Raw genomic sequence first — 14,178 nt, 5'->3', positions numbered from 1 at the left:
GACCTCGATCGTTCGCGGCAGCGGCCCCGGCCGCCTCGACGCTCTTGGTCACCGCAGCGGCGCGACGTGTCTCGCGCTCGACGTCGGGGGTCGTCTGCCGCAGTGCGGCGAGCTGCGCGTACAGCTCGGCGGCGCGGGTCGTGGCCGCGGCGACCTCGTCGTCGGCTGTCGCCTGCGCGGACCTCGCGTCGGCCGCTCGCGCGGCCGCCTCGTCCGCCAGTCGCTCGCGCTCCTGGCGGGCCGCCTCCCTCTGGTCACGGAGCGAGACGAGCGTGTTGCTGGCGAGCGTCGCGTCGGACATGACCCCCTGCCAGCGCTCGCCGAGCTGCGTGAGCGTGCCCAGCTGCTGGAGCACGTCGTCCGGGTGGTCGGAGCCCAGCAGGACGCTCGTCGTGGAGGCGCCCCGCCCGGCCCGGGCGAGGTGTGCCGCGAGCTGGCCTGCCTGCTGATGGGCCGCCTCCTCGGCGAGCTCGGCCTCCGCGGCACGACCCGACAGCTGGTCGGCGAGCGCGTCGGCCTCGACGAGGGCCGAGTCGGCGTCGGCACGTGCCGCCGAGGCGGACACCGCCTGGTCGCTCCGCTCGGCTGCCGTCGCCTCGAGCGCGTCCAGGGACGCCAGCACGGCGTCGATCTGCTGCTGGGTCGCCGCCGTCCCGGAGTCGACGCCCACGGCCGAGGCCGGGACGCCGGCGCCGAGGACCAGAGCCAGGGAGGCGGCGAGGGCGACCGTGCCGACGCAGGTCGCGCGCAGTCCGGGTCTCGCGGCACGACGGGGGCGGCGGGCGGCGAGCATGGACCGATGCTATCCGGGAGCCGCCACGCTCGCGCCGCCCCGAGAGGGGGTCGCCTCCCTGGTCCCCGAGGGGCCGGGTGCTACCATCGCCCTCGGAGCAGGCCGGTCTGGCTGCTGGTCGCCGGTGGTGACAGGCGGAACGCCCCGACACGTGCACGAAGCAGATCGCACGGGGTCGCGAGGTGGGTCCGACCGTTTCTTCCGCTGACCAGACGTGCCGCCGCCTCCGTCGCGTTGCTGTACGTGCGTGTCCTCACGCCGTCCCCGCCGCCCGCTCCCGCTGCACATCGATGCCCACACGGGGCCTCGATGCAAAACAAAGAGGAGTAGCCCCCACATGGAGGGTCCAGAGATCAAGTTCGGCGAAGCCGTCCTCGACAACGGCAAGTTCGGCAAGCGCACCATCCGATTCGAGACCGGCCGTCTCGCACAGCAGGCTCAGGGAGCCGTCGCTGCGTACCTCGACGAGGACACGATGCTCCTCTCGGCCACGAGCGCGAGCAAGAAGCCGAAGGACAACTTCGACTTCTTCCCGCTCACCATCGACGTCGAGGAGCGCTCGTACGCCGCGGGCAAGATCCCCGGCTCGTTCTTCCGTCGTGAGGGTCGTCCCTCCACCGAGGCCATCCTCGTCTGCCGTCTCATCGACCGGCCCCTGCGTCCCTCGTTCGTCGAGGGCCTCCGCAACGAGGTGCAGGTCGTCATCACCGTCCTGAGCATCGCGCCCGACGAGTTCTACGACGCCCTGGCCATCAACGCCGCCAGCGCCTCGACCCAGATCTCCGGCCTGCCCTTCTCGGGCCCGATCGCCGGCGTGCGCCTCGCGCTCATCGGCGACCAGTGGGTCGCGTTCCCCAAGGCCTCGCAGCTCGAGGAGGCCGTCTTCGACCTCACCGTCGCCGGCCGTGTCGTCACCGACGCCGCGGGCAACGAGGACGTCGCCATCATGATGGTCGAGGCCGAGGCCACCGAGCACGCCTGGGGCCTCATCCAGGGCGGCGCCACCAAGCCCGACGAGGCCGTCGTGGCCCAGGGACTCGAGGCGGCCAAGCCCTTCCTCAAGCAGCTCGTCGACGCGCAGTCGGCCATGGCCGCGCAGGCGTTCAAGGAGATCGCCGACTACCCGGTCTTCCTGCCCTACACGGACGAGGTCCTCGCGGCCGTCACCGAGGCCGCCGGCACCGAGCTCGCCGAGGTCTACAAGATCGCGGGCAAGACCGAGCGCCAGGACGCCGACGACGTGCTCAAGGGCAAGGTCAAGGACGCGATCTCGGCCAAGGTCGACGCGGGCGAGCTGCCCGCCGAGGCCAACGGCCAGGTCTCCGCCGCCTACAAGTCGGCGACGAAGAAGGTCGTCCGCGACCGCATCCTCACCGAGCAGGTCCGCATGGACGGTCGCGGCCTCGCCGACATCCGTCCGCTCGACGCCGAGGTCCAGGTCATCCCGCGCGTGCACGGCTCCGCCATCTTCCAGCGCGGCGAGACCCAGATCATGGGCGTCACCACGCTGAACATGCTCAAGATGGAGCAGCAGATCGACTCGCTGAGCCCGGTCACCAAGAAGCGCTACCTGCACCACTACAACTTCCCGCCCTACTCGACCGGCGAGACCGGTCGCGTCGGTTCGCCGAAGCGTCGCGAGATCGGGCACGGCTTCCTCGCCGAGCGCGCCCTCGTGCCGGTGCTGCCGTCGCGCGAGGAGTTCCCGTACGCCATCCGTCAGGTGTCCGAGGCCCTCGGCTCCAACGGCTCGACGTCGATGGGCTCCGTCTGCGCCTCGACCCTGTCGCTGCTCAACGCCGGTGTGCCCCTGCGCGCCCCGGTCGCGGGCATCGCGATGGGCCTCGTGTCCGACGAGGTCGACGGCCAGACGCGCTACGCCGCGCTGACCGACATCCTCGGTGCGGAGGACGCCCTCGGCGACATGGACTTCAAGGTCGCCGGCACGTCCGAGTTCGTCACGGCCATCCAGCTCGACACGAAGCTCGACGGTCTGCCGACCGCCGTCCTCGACGCCGCCCTGAAGCAGGCCAAGGAGGCGCGCACCGCCATCCTGAGCGTGCTCAACTCGGCCATCGACGCACCCGACGAGATGGCCCCGACCGCGCCCCGCGTGATCTCGGTCCAGATCCCGCAGGACAAGATCGGCGAGCTGATCGGCCCGAAGGGCAAGACGATCAACTCGATCCAGGACACCACGGGTGCCGACATCTCGATCGAGGAGGACGGCACGGTCTACATCGGCGCCGTCGACGGTCCCTCGGCCGAGGCAGCTCGCGCCCAGGTGAACGCGATCGCGAACCCGACGAACCCCGAGATCGGCGAGCAGTTCCTCGGAACGGTCGTCAAGATCGCGTCGTTCGGGGCCTTCGTCTCGCTCCTCCCCGGCAAGGACGGCCTGCTGCACATCAGCGAGGTCCGCAAGCTGGCCGGCGGCAAGCGCGTCGAGGCCGTCGAGGACGTCCTCGGCGTCGGACAGAAGATCCTGGTCGAGATCACCAAGATCGACGACCGCGGCAAGCTGTCGCTCGCGCCCGTCGTCGCCGACGAGGCCGACACCGACTCGAGCGGTGCCGCCGAGCAGTCGAACGACGAGTCCGTCGAGGTCTAGTCCCCGACGAGCAGTAGACCGCAGCGCCCGTCCCGACCACGTCGGGGCGGGCGCTGCGTCGTCGGTGCAGCCCCCCGTGGCCGCCCCCGAACTCGGGGTGCCGGATCTCGTAACGATCGGGTGCGGCGTCAGGCGGACGGCGGCCTCAGCACGTACGCTTGTCGCAGGAGCGAGCACGGTGCTCCCGGGCCATCTCAGGCGGCACATCGAGGTGGTCGTCCGGCGTACCCGCCTGGCTGCCCCTCGGGGCAGCGTCCCGCGGGGCCGGCACCTCGACCGCACGACGCCACGACCACGAAGGGCACGGAGTGACGAACACGTCGGCGGGCATCCCCGGTCCCACCACGCCTTCCGCGCCTCCCGTCGACCTCCCTGCGCGCCTCCCCGAGACCGTCGGCGACGCCACCGTGCCCGTCGACCTCGGCATCATCCAACCTCGACGTCGACTCGGGGTCTCCGACCTCCGGGTCTTCCCCGTCGCGCTCGGCGGCAACGTCTTCGGCTGGACCGCCGACCAGACCGACACCATGTCCGTCCTCGACGCCTACTACGACCACGGCGGCAACTTCGTCGACACGGCGGACAGCTACGCCGGCGGCCGCAGCGAGGTCATGATCGGCTCGTGGATGCGCTCGCGCCGATCGCGCGACGACATGGTCGTCTCGACCAAGGTCGGCAAGGGCGCGGACGCTCCCGGGCTCTCGCCGCGCTCGATCGAGCGCGCCGTGGAGGCGTCCCTCGAGCGCCTGGGCACCGACCACATCGACTTGTTGTACCTGCACGTCGACGACACCGAGGTCGCCTTCGAGCGCACCCTGCTCGCGGTCGACCACCTCATCCGCGCGGGCAAGGTCCGCTGGTTCGGCGGGTCGCACCACTCGGGCAACCGGCTCTACGAGGCGCGCATCGCCGCCGGCATGCTCGGTGTGGCCCCGATGGTGGCCCTGCAGAACCAGTACAGCCTCATGCACCGCACCGAGTACGAGAAGGGCCTGGCGCGCGTCGCCGCGCAGCTGCGCCTCGGGGTCATGCCCCGGTTCGCCCTGGCCGGCGGGTTCCTCACCGGCAAGTACCGCTCGCGCTCCGACTTCGCCGGCACGAAGCGCGGCCGCGGCGTCTCCGGTTACCTGACGAAGAAGGGGCTGCGGGTGCTGCACGAGCTCGACAGCGTCGCGTCGGCGCACGAGGTCTCGACAGCGGCCGTGGCCCTGGCCTGGCTCCTGGCCAAGCCGCACGTCGTGGCGCCCGTGGCGAGCGCCACGAACGCCAAGCAGGTCGTCGAGCTCGCGCAGGCGGCCACGGTCAAGCTCACGCGCACCCAGGTGCTCGAGCTCGACCGCGTCTCCGCGTAGCGGAACGCCCAGTCCGCCCTCTGTCACGGGCCGGACCGGCCTGATCGGTCTCGTCAGCCCGACGGGCCTGATCGGCACGACGGGCCCGATCGCGGGGGCGGGCCCGGTGCCGTCGGCGGGCTAGGCCGGCAGGAGGCGCTCGGCCGTCCGGCGGAGCGCCGCGGACGCTGCGATGGCGTCGCCGCAGTACGCGCCCACGAGCGCACCGTCGAGCGCCAGCAGGAAGTCGTCGGCCGCGTCCCCGGGCATCGGGTGGTCGGCTTCCTTGAACAGCTCGACGAGAGCGTCGGTGAGCCATTCCTGGTGCTCGGCCACGGCGGCGCGGACGGGGTGGGTCGGGTCGCTGAACTCGGCGGCGGCGTTCGCGAAGGCCGAGCCACGGAATCGGGGCGACTGCAGCGAGGCGACGACCTCGTCGACGACGGCGAGGACGGTCGCGGCCCCGCCCGGGGACGCGGCGACGACGGCCTCGAGCCCGGCGACGGCACGCTCGTGCCTCACGCGCAGGTACTCGAGCACGAGGGTGTCCTTCGCGCCGAAGTGCTTGTAGAACGTGGCCTTCGTCACGGACGCCTCGGCGATGAGGCGGTCGACGCCGACGACGCGGACGCCCTCGTCGTAGAAGAGCCGGTCGGCCGTCGTCAGCACGCGGTCCCGGGCGCCGGGCGTCACCTGGTCGGCACGGGGCCGCCCCGGGAGACGCTGGACGGCCGGAGGGGGGGAATCGACCGTCACAGCGTGGCTCCTCGAGGCATATCGGCTTGGAGCAGCGCGGGGGACGTCTGCTCCGGACCGCCGGATGACCTCCGACCAGCCGCCGACGACGAGGCAGGGGGTGTCCCGTCGACGGTTCCCCGACTCTATCACCGCGGAGGACAGACTGAACCGTCTGTTTGTCCGCAGGGCCGTCCCCAGTTCGGGTGCCAGCCCCGACGGTCGGGTCGTGCCGAGGTGCGGTCCCGTAGGCTCGACGCGATGAACGGCCCGGTCTCCCTCCCACTCGACTCGGTCGAGCTCTCCTTCCGCGCGACGGGCGACGCACTCGTGCGGCGCACCCTCCTCCCGACGGGCGTCCGCGTCCTCACCGAGCAGATGCCCGGGGCCCGCAGCGCCACCGTCGGCTTCTGGGTCGCCGTGGGCTCCCGCGACGAGCAGCCCGGAGAGCGCGGCTCCACGCACTTCCTCGAGCACCTCCTCTTCAAGGGGACGGCGACGCGTTCGGCGCTCGACATCGCGGTCGCCTTCGAATCGGTCGGCGGCGAGCACAACGCCGCCACCGCGAAGGAGTACACCTGCTACTACGCCCGGGTGCGCGACGTCGACCTGGACGACGCCGTCGACGTCCTCGCCGACATGCTGACGTCCTCGGCCCTCGAGCCCGGCGAGTTCGAGACCGAGCGGGGCGTGATCCTCGAGGAGCTCGCGATGGCCGACGACGACCCCGCGGACGTGGCCGGCGAGCGCCTGTTCGAGTCCGTCTTCGGCGAGCACCCGCTGGGGCGCCCGATCGGGGGATCGTCCGAGAGCATCAAGGAGGCGCGGCGCGACGACGTGCACGCGCACTACCTCGCGAACTACCGGCCCCGCGACCTCGTGGTCACGATCGCCGGAGCCGTCGACCACGACCACGTCGTCGAGCGGCTCGAGCAGGCACTCGCGAGGTCGTCCTGGTCGACCGAGGCAGCCGCTCCCGTGCCCCGACGCTCGACCGAGCTCGTCGTGCCGACGCCCAGCGAGCCGACCCTCGTCGTGCGCCGCCCCCTCGAGCAGGCCACGGTCCTGCTGGGCATGCCGGGCATCTCCGCCTCCGACGACCGTCGCCCCGCCCTCGCCGTCCTCAACTCGGTCCTGGGGGGCGGCATGTCGTCCCGCCTGTTCCAGGAGGTCCGAGAACGGCGCGGCCTGGCCTACTCGGTCTACTCGTTCGCCCCGAGCTACTCCGACGCCGGGCTGTTCGGGCTCTACGCCGGCTGCACGCCGGGCAACGTCGAGATGGTCGGGCAGCTCATGCTCGACGAGCTCGACCGCGTCGCCGAGTCGGGCATCACCGAGCTCGAGCGGGAGCGGGCGCTCGGCCAGCTCGGCGGCGCCGCCGCCCTCGCGCTCGAGGACAGCGACACCCGGATGAACCGCCTCGGCCGGGCCGAGCTGTCGACCGGCGAGTTCGTCGACCTCGACGCCTCGCTCACCCGGCTCGGGCGCGTCGGCCTCGACGACGTGCGCGACCTCGCCCGCGAGCTCCGGTCCGGCCCCCTCTCGACCGTGGTCGTGGGCGACGTCGACGGATCCTCCTTCACGCCCCCGACGACGACGTCGGCGGCGGTCACCCCATGAGTCAGGAGACGACGGTGTCCCACTACCTCTACCTGGTCCGGCACGGCGAGCAACAGGACGCCGAGCACGGGCTCCCCGACGGCCCGCTGTCCGAGCGCGGCAAGCGACAGGCGCGGCTCCTCGCCGAACGGCTCGGGGGAGTCCCGTTCTCCGCAGCCTGGCACTCCCCGCTCGAGCGGGCGGCCGAGACGGCGCGCATCATGACCGAGCGGCTGCCCGCCCTCGAGTCGCAGCCGTCGACGCTGCTCTTCGACTGCGTGCCCTCGGGCCCGACGGCCGACATGCCGTCCGCCTACAAGCCGTTCTTCGGCGGCGTCACCGAGGACGAGATCGAGGCGGGCCAGGCACAGATGGCCGACGCGGTGTCCGAGTGGCTGACGCCCTCCCGCGAGGATCGCCACGACCTGCTCATCACGCACAACTTCGTCATCGGATGGTTCGTGCGCGAGGTCTTCGGGGCTCCCGACTGGCGCTGGATGGGCGTGAACCAGGCCAACGCGGGCCTGACCATCATCCGCGTCCGCTCGGCGAAGCCGCCGGAGCTCGTGACGCACAACGACCTGGGCCATCTCCCCGTCGAGCTCCGGACCGGCCTCCCGGTCGAGCAGCCGATCTAGCTGACGGGCTCCCGGGGCGCCACCGGCTTGGCGAACCAGGTCGTCGCGTTCGGGTTGTCGTTGTACGGCTCGACCTCGCGGTAGCCGGTGGCCCGGTAGAGGGCCCCGGCCGCCAGGAGGCTCTCGTTCGTGTCGAGGACGACCAGGTCGGCGCCCAGGCCGGCGGCCACCTCCTCGAGCTCGGCCATCAGCAGGCGACCGAGACCTCGCCCGCGGGCCTCCGGGCGCACGTAGACGTGCTTGACCTCGTACCGCACCAGGCCCTCCTCGGTCGGGTCGATGCGGCGGACCCCGCCGCAGGCCAGGGCAGGCACGACGCCGGGCACGGCGCCGGTCGCGACGGATCCGGCATCGACGTCCTCGCTCTCGACGACGAGGAACGACCCGGCCGGGGGAGTGAAGGTCGCGTCCGACGGCGACGCGGTGCGGTAGCTGCCCTTCCCCGACGGGAAGGTCTCCCGGCGCTCGGCGAAGTACGCCTCGAGCAGCTCGGCGGCGGCGGGGGACGACACGGGGACGGCACGGAACCGGGGCATGCGCACCATGCTAGGTCGGGCGGGCCCCCGGGCGCTGCCGGGTAGGTTGGAGCCCATGACCTCCCAGATCGCCGTCGTCGGAGCCACGGGCACCCTCGGCTCGTTCGTCGTCGACCTCGTCCGGCGCACGCCCGGCCTCGAGCTGCACGCCGGCCTCTCGTCCCGTGACGACCTCGACGACGTGCGCGGCGCCGACCTCGTGGTCGACGTGACCCACCCGGCCGTCAGCCCCGGCATCGTCGAGCACGTCGTCCGGGCGGGCCTCCCCGTCCTCGTGGGCACCTCGGGCTGGAACGCCGAGCGGGTGGCGAAGCTCCGGACGGTCGTCGCGGACGTCGGCGGCCCCGGCGTCCTGGTCGTCCCGAACTTCTCCCTCGGGTCCGTCCTCGCGACGCGGTTCGCCACGATGGCGGCGCGCTTCTACGAGAGCGTCGAGATCGTGGAGGCGCACCACCAGGGCAAGGTCGACTCGCCCTCCGGCACGGCCGTCCGCACGGCGGAGCTGATCGCCGAGGCGCGTCGCGAGCTCGGCCCGGTCTCCGCGCCCTTCTCCGACCAGCGCGCCCGCGGCCAGCAGGTCGCCAGCGTCCCGGTGCACAGCATGCGCCTCCGCGGCGTCGTCGCGAAGCAGGAGGTCGTCTTCGGCGGCGAGGGCGAGACGCTCACCCTGACGCACGACACGATCTCGCAGCGCGCCTACGAGCAGGGGCTGCTCGTCGCCATGGCCGAGGCTCCGCGGGTCGTGGGTGTCGTCGTGGGGCTCGACAGCGTGCTGCCGCTCGACTGATGAAGGGCCGCACCGCGGCGCTCGTCATGGCGCTGTTCCTCCTCCTGTACGTCGTCCTCGTCGCCCAGCGCGCGTACCTCTTCGTCATGACCGGCGAGCCCGTGGCCGTCGTGCTCGGCGTGGCCCTGCTCGTCCTGCCGGTCCTCGGGATCTTCGCCCTGGTCGCCGAGCTGCGCTTCGGGGTGCACACGCAGCAGATGGTGCGCGAGCTCGAGGAGGCTGGCGAGCTGCCGGTGGACGAGGTCCCGCGCCGTGCCTCGGGTCGGTACGAACGCGCCGCGGCCGACGCCGCCTTCCCGCGCTGGGCGCAGGCGGTCGAGGACGCCCCCGACGACTGGCGGGCCTGGTTCCGGCTCGGCCTGGCCTACGACGCGTGCGGTGACCGCAGGCGAGCCCGACAGGCAGTCCGCAAGGCCTCGCGGATGCGGTCCGCGGCCTAGCGGCCGCCGACCAGCGCGTCGACCGCCTGGTCGACCGTGCGGTGACGGAAGGCGAAGCCGTCCGCGAGCAGCGCCTCCGGCACGACCTGCTGGCTGGGCAACAGCATCTCGCGACCTGCCTCCTGCATCGCCGTGCTGATGACGACCTCGGGCACCGTGAGCGCGTAGGGGCGTCCCAGGTCCTTGGCGAGCCGTCTCGTCAGGGCGTCGCTGGTCGCGGGCGTGGGGCCGGCGAGGTTGACGGGGCCCCTGAGGCTCGACGTCAGCAGGTGCACGATGGCCGCGGCCTCGTCGTGCAGGCTGATCCAGGGCCAGAACTGGTCGCCCGTGCCGAGGCGCGAGCCGAGGCCGAGCTTCGTGAGGGGCAGCAGCGGGGCCATGGCGCCGCCGGGGCCCACGACGACGCCGGTGCGCAGGTGGACGACACGGGTGGCATCGGGCGTCGGGGCGGTCGCGGCCTCCCAGTCGGCGACGACGTCGCTGAGGAAGCCGCTGCCGCGGGGGCTCTGCTCGGTCAGGCGCTCGCCCGGGCGGTCGCCGTAGATGCCCACGGCCGAGCCGCTCAGGAACACGGCGGGCGGTCGCTCGGCGCCGGCCATGCCGTGCGCGAGCGTGGCGGTGGCCGTCACGCGGGAGTCACGGATCTCGCGCTTGTAGCCGGCGGTCCAGGGCAGCCGACCGAGGGAGGCGCCGCTCAGGTTCACGACGGCGTCCGCCCGGTCGAGCAGGGTGCGGTCGACGATGCCGGCCGCGGGCACCCACGTCGCCTCGCCCTCGTCGCGGGCCTCGCGCCGGACGAGCGCGACGACCGTGTGGCCGGCGGCCACCAGCTGGCGTCGGAGCTCGGTGCCGACGAGGCCGGAGGCGCCGGAGACGAGGACGGTGAGGGAGTCGGCGGTCATGGGCCCGGTCTTTCTCGAGGAGGTGCGGCGCAGGGGAGCTGCGCCTCCCCGGGAGCGTAGCCGCGCCTCCTGCCGGTCGCCCGGGCACCGGCCCGAGGGCCGGTGGGCCGAGCCTGCCGCCGATCGAGGCTCGTCGGTGGTCGGAGGTAGAGTCGTGGCCGTGACTGATGCCGACGCCGTGACCCCCGCCTCCTCGTCTCCCGAGACCGCCGCCGACCCCGTCGAGTTCCGCAGCGACGTCACGGTCGAGCTGGTCCGCTCGAGCGCGCACGACTCCGACGTCCTCTTCGCGGCGCGTGTCTCGACGATGGGCGAGCAGACGCTCGAGGGCGCCCAGGCCTCGGCCGACGGGGCCCAGGCGACCAAGGGCGCCGGCCTGATCAACTACCTCATGCGCGACCGCCACGGCTCGCCGTTCGAGCACAACTCGATGACCTTCTACGTGCAGGCGCCGATCTTCGTGTTCCGCGAGTTCATGAGGCACCGCATGGCGAGCTACAACGAAGAGAGCGGTCGCTACCGCGAGCTCAACCCCGTCTTCTACGTCCCCGCCGCGACCCGCAACCTGCAGCAGGTGGGCAAGCCCGGCGCCTACGACTTCCTGCCCGGCACGCCCGAGCAGAGCGAGCTCGTCCGGTCCGAGACCGAGCGCACCTCGCGCGAGGCCTACGCGGCCTACAAGCGCATGCTCGACGAGGGCATCGCCCGCGAGGTCGCCCGCATCGTCCTGCCGCTGAACATCTACTCGTCCATGTACGTCACCGTGAACGCGCGGTCGCTGATGAACTTCCTCAGCCTCCGCACGAAGCGCGAGGGCACGCACTTCCCGTCGTTCCCGCAGCGCGAGATCGAGATGTGCGCCGAGAAGATGGAGGACATCTGGGCCGAGCTCATGCCGCTCACCTACGCCGCCTTCGGCACGAACGGCCGCGTCGCCCCCTGACCGGGCCGATCCTGGCCGTCCGAGGGGCGATCCGCGCGGGGCGAGACAGTACGCTGGTCGACGTGTCGAACATCAGCAACCCCTTCGGGCAGGTCCTCGTCGCTCTCGTCACCCCCTTCACCGCCGACGGCGAGGTCGACTGGCCGGCGGTCGAGAAGCACATCGACGACTGCGTCTCGGCGGGTGCCGACGGCATCGTCGTCACCGGCACGACGGGCGAGACCAGCACCCTGACCGACCCCGAGAAGCTCAAGCTCGTCGAGGTCGGCAAGTCGGTCGCGGCGGGGCGCGCCAAGATCATCACGGGCGGCGGCTCGAACGAGACCGCGCACGCCATCCAGCTGTACAAGGCCAGCGAGAAGGCCGGCGCCGACGGCGTCATGATCGTCACGCCGTACTACAACAAGCCCACGCAGGCCGGCGTCCTCACGCACTTCCGCATGATCGCCGACGCGACCGACCTGCCGGTCATCCTCTACGACATCCCCGGCCGCACCGGCATCCCGATCAAGTACGAGACGCTGCTGCGTGCCGCGAAGCACCCGAACATCGTGGCGGTCAAGGACGCGAAGGGCGACTTCGCCGAGGTCAGCCGCGTCATCAACCAGACCGACCTGCTCTACTTCTCGGGCGACGACGCGAACGTGCTCCCGCACCTGGCGATCGGCGCCTCCGGCCTCATCGGCGTGACGGCGAACATCGTCTCGGCGCCGTACCGCACCATGATCGACGCCGTGAACGCAGGCGACCTGCACACGGCCACGGCAGCCCACAAGATGCTCGAGCCGCTGGTGCGCGCCGTCATGACGCACGTGCCCGGCACGGTCGCGGCGAAGTACATCCTGCACGGCCTCGGCCGCATCTCCAGCCCCCGCGTCCGCCTGCCGCTCGTCGGCCCGGAGGACAGCGAGGCGGCGCTCATCGAGGACGAGCTCTCGCACGTGGGCGACATCCCCGGGCTCGACCTCAGCCGCTTCCGCCCCGACCGCAACGCCGCGGCCGGCGGCGCCCTGCCCAAGGTGCACGGCACCACGCGCTGACCACGCGGCACGCCGCCGGCCGCGTGACGGTGCGGCGCGCGGGCCGACTGAGACCTCGATCCCCGGGGCACGAGCCCCGACCTCGACCCGAAGGACATGATGCCCACGACCGTCAAGACCCCGCGCAAGCTCGAGGACGGCACGCTCCGGGTCATCCCGGTCGGCGGCCTCGGCGAGATCGGGCGCAACATGACCGTCTACGAGATCGACGGCAAGCTGCTCGTCGTCGACTGCGGGGTGCTGTTCCCCGAGGAGCACCAGCCGGGCGTCGACCTGATCCTCCCGGACTTCTCGCCCCTCCGCGACCGGCTGGACGACGTCCTCGCGGTCGTGCTGACCCACGGCCACGAGGACCACATCGGCGCGGTGCCCTATCTCCTCCGCCTCCGCGCGGACATCCCGCTGATCGGCTCGCAGCTGACGCTCGCCCTGATCGAGGCGAAGCTCAAGGAGCACCGCATCAAGCCCTACACGCTGACGGTCAAGGAGGGCGGGCGCGAGACGCTCGGCCCGTTCGACCTCGAGTTCGTCGCGGTGAACCACTCGATCCCGGACGCCCTCGCCGTCGCGATCCGCACCTCCGCCGGCCTCGTCCTGCACACCGGCGACTTCAAGATGGACCAGCTGCCGCTCGACGACCGCATCACCGACCTGCGTGCCTTCGCCCGCCTCGGCGAGGAGGGGGTCGACCTGTTCCTCCCCGACTCGACGAACGCCGACGTGCCGGGCTTCACCGCCCTCGAGCGCGACATCGGACCGGTCCTCGACGACGTCATCCGCCGGGCGCCGCGCCGGGTCGTCGTGGCGAGCTTCTCGAGCCACGTGCACCGCGTGCAGCAGGTGCTCGACGCCGCCCACGCCAACGGGCGCCGGGTCGCGTTCATGGGCAGGTCGATGATCCGCAACATGGGCATCGCCGCCGACCTGGGCTACCTCGTCGTGCCCGAGGGCGTCCTCATCGACGCGAAGAAGGCCAAGGACCTCCCCGACGACCGCATCGTCTACATGAGCACGGGCTCGCAGGGCGAGCCGATGGCCGTCCTCGCCCGGATGGCGAACCTCGAGCACCAGATCGAGATCGGGCAGGACGACACGGTCATCCTCGCCTCGAGCCTCATCCCCGGCAACGAGAACGCCGTCTACCGGGTCATAGACGGGCTCACCAAGCTCGGCGCGACGGTGGTGCACAAGGGCAACGCGAAGGTGCACGTGTCGGGCCACGCCTCGGCCGGCGAGCTCCTCTACTGCTACAACGTGCTCCGCCCGAAGAACGTCATGCCGGTCCACGGCGAGCACCGGCACCTCTACGCGAACGCCGCCCTGGCCCAGCGCACCGGCGTGCCGCGCGAGAACACGATCCTCGGCGAGGACGGCGTCGTCGTCGACCTCCGCGACGGCGTCGCCGAGGTGGTCGGCCAGCTCGACCTCGGCTACGTGTACGTCGACGGCTCGACCGTCGGCGAGATCACCGACGCCGACCTCAAAGACCGGCGGATCCTCAGCGAGGAGGGCTTCATCTCCGTCTTCCTCGCGATCGACGCCACGACGGGCCGTGTCGTCGTCGGCCCCGAGATCCAGTCGCGCGGCTTCGCCGAGGACGAGCGGGTCTTCGACGACGTCATGCCCAAGATCCTCGCCGCGCTCGCCGAGGCAGCCGAGAACGGCACCCGTGACACGCACCAGTTCAGCCAGGTCGTCCGCCGCACGGTGGGCCGCTGGGTGAACACGCAGCACCGTCGTCGTCCCATGATCGTGCCGGTGGTCATCAGCGCCTGACCCGGCTCGGCACGAGGCCTCAGCTCGCTCGGGAAGTCATCCCGACG

Annotated in this window: 13 protein-coding genes; 9 read left to right on the top strand and 4 right to left on the bottom strand. The window is 72.1% G+C overall.

Features of this window, described 5'->3' with window-relative positions; translation table 11 throughout:
* Positions 1-793, bottom strand: a 793-nt coding sequence (locus RWM17_RS01510; protein WP_399539885.1) for a coiled-coil domain-containing protein, incomplete at its 3' end; no start/stop codon positions are given.
* Positions 794-1,130: 337 nt separating this feature from the next.
* Between RWM17_RS01510 and RWM17_RS01505 the strand changes: the two genes are divergently transcribed.
* Together RWM17_RS01505 and RWM17_RS01500 are read left to right on the top strand one after the other, a co-directional pair.
* Positions 1,131-3,404: a polyribonucleotide nucleotidyltransferase gene (locus tag RWM17_RS01505; RefSeq protein ID WP_314100776.1), complete on the top strand. Its 2,274-nt coding sequence runs from the start codon at positions 1,131-1,133 to the stop codon at positions 3,402-3,404.
* A gap of 308 nt (positions 3,405-3,712) precedes the next feature.
* Positions 3,713-4,756, top strand: coding sequence for an aldo/keto reductase (locus RWM17_RS01500; RefSeq protein ID WP_314100774.1), 1,044 nt, complete (start codon positions 3,713-3,715; stop codon positions 4,754-4,756).
* 120 nt (positions 4,757-4,876) lie between these two features.
* On the opposite strand, the gene RWM17_RS01495 is transcribed toward RWM17_RS01500, so the two are convergent.
* Positions 4,877-5,491, bottom strand: coding sequence for a TetR/AcrR family transcriptional regulator (locus tag RWM17_RS01495; RefSeq protein ID WP_314100772.1), 615 nt, complete (start codon positions 5,489-5,491; stop codon positions 4,877-4,879).
* Positions 5,492-5,731: 240 nt separating this feature from the next.
* On the opposite strand from RWM17_RS01495, the gene RWM17_RS01490 reads away from it, so the two are divergent.
* Both RWM17_RS01490 and RWM17_RS01485 read left to right on the top strand, forming a co-directional pair.
* Positions 5,732-7,090: a pitrilysin family protein gene (locus tag RWM17_RS01490; RefSeq protein WP_314100770.1), complete on the top strand. Its 1,359-nt coding sequence runs from the start codon at positions 5,732-5,734 to the stop codon at positions 7,088-7,090.
* Positions 7,091-7,104: 14 nt separating this feature from the next.
* Complete coding sequence (locus RWM17_RS01485) at positions 7,105-7,707, top strand: histidine phosphatase family protein (protein ID WP_123548739.1); 603 nt, start codon at positions 7,105-7,107, stop codon at positions 7,705-7,707.
* Here the strand turns inward: RWM17_RS01485 and RWM17_RS01480 are convergent.
* Positions 7,704-8,243, bottom strand: a complete 540-nt coding sequence (locus RWM17_RS01480) for a GNAT family N-acetyltransferase (RefSeq protein ID WP_314100767.1) — start codon at positions 8,241-8,243, stop codon at positions 7,704-7,706. The genes RWM17_RS01485 and RWM17_RS01480 overlap by 4 nt on opposite strands.
* Before the next feature lie 55 nt (positions 8,244-8,298).
* On the opposite strand from RWM17_RS01480, the gene dapB reads away from it, so the two are divergent.
* Together dapB and RWM17_RS01470 are read left to right on the top strand one after the other, a co-directional pair.
* Positions 8,299-9,030, top strand: coding sequence for a 4-hydroxy-tetrahydrodipicolinate reductase (gene dapB, locus RWM17_RS01475; RefSeq protein WP_314100765.1), 732 nt, complete (start codon positions 8,299-8,301; stop codon positions 9,028-9,030).
* Entirely contained in the window at positions 9,030-9,470 is a 441-nt protein-coding gene (locus RWM17_RS01470; protein WP_194613449.1) for a tetratricopeptide repeat protein, read from the top strand. Before dapB ends, RWM17_RS01470 begins: the two co-directional genes overlap by 1 nt.
* Here the strand turns inward: RWM17_RS01470 and RWM17_RS01465 are convergent.
* Positions 9,467-10,372: a TIGR01777 family oxidoreductase gene (locus tag RWM17_RS01465; protein ID WP_314100762.1), complete on the bottom strand. Its 906-nt coding sequence runs from the start codon at positions 10,370-10,372 to the stop codon at positions 9,467-9,469. The two genes, RWM17_RS01470 and RWM17_RS01465, sit on opposite strands and share 4 nt — an antisense overlap.
* Positions 10,373-10,532: 160 nt before the next feature.
* On the opposite strand from RWM17_RS01465, the gene thyX reads away from it, so the two are divergent.
* From thyX to RWM17_RS01450, 3 genes are all read left to right on the top strand, one after another.
* On the top strand, positions 10,533-11,315 hold the full coding sequence (gene thyX / locus RWM17_RS01460; protein ID WP_243833450.1) for an FAD-dependent thymidylate synthase: 783 nt from the start codon (positions 10,533-10,535) through the stop codon (positions 11,313-11,315).
* Positions 11,316-11,377: 62 nt separating this feature from the next.
* Positions 11,378-12,355 (top strand): 4-hydroxy-tetrahydrodipicolinate synthase, encoded by a 978-nt coding sequence (gene dapA, locus RWM17_RS01455; RefSeq protein ID WP_192169887.1) that lies wholly within the window; start codon positions 11,378-11,380, stop codon positions 12,353-12,355.
* Positions 12,356-12,454: 99 nt separating this feature from the next.
* On the top strand, positions 12,455-14,131 hold the full coding sequence (locus RWM17_RS01450; protein ID WP_314100781.1) for a ribonuclease J: 1,677 nt from the start codon (positions 12,455-12,457) through the stop codon (positions 14,129-14,131).
* The last annotated feature ends 47 nt before the right edge of the window (positions 14,132-14,178 follow it).

Origin of the sequence: uncultured Frigoribacterium sp., from assembly GCF_963515265.1 — a bacterium.
Classification (GTDB): Bacteria; Actinomycetota; Actinomycetes; order Actinomycetales; family Microbacteriaceae; genus Frigoribacterium.
Note: the sequence above shows the minus strand (reverse complement) of the source record. Positions and strands in the feature narration are given on the sequence as shown.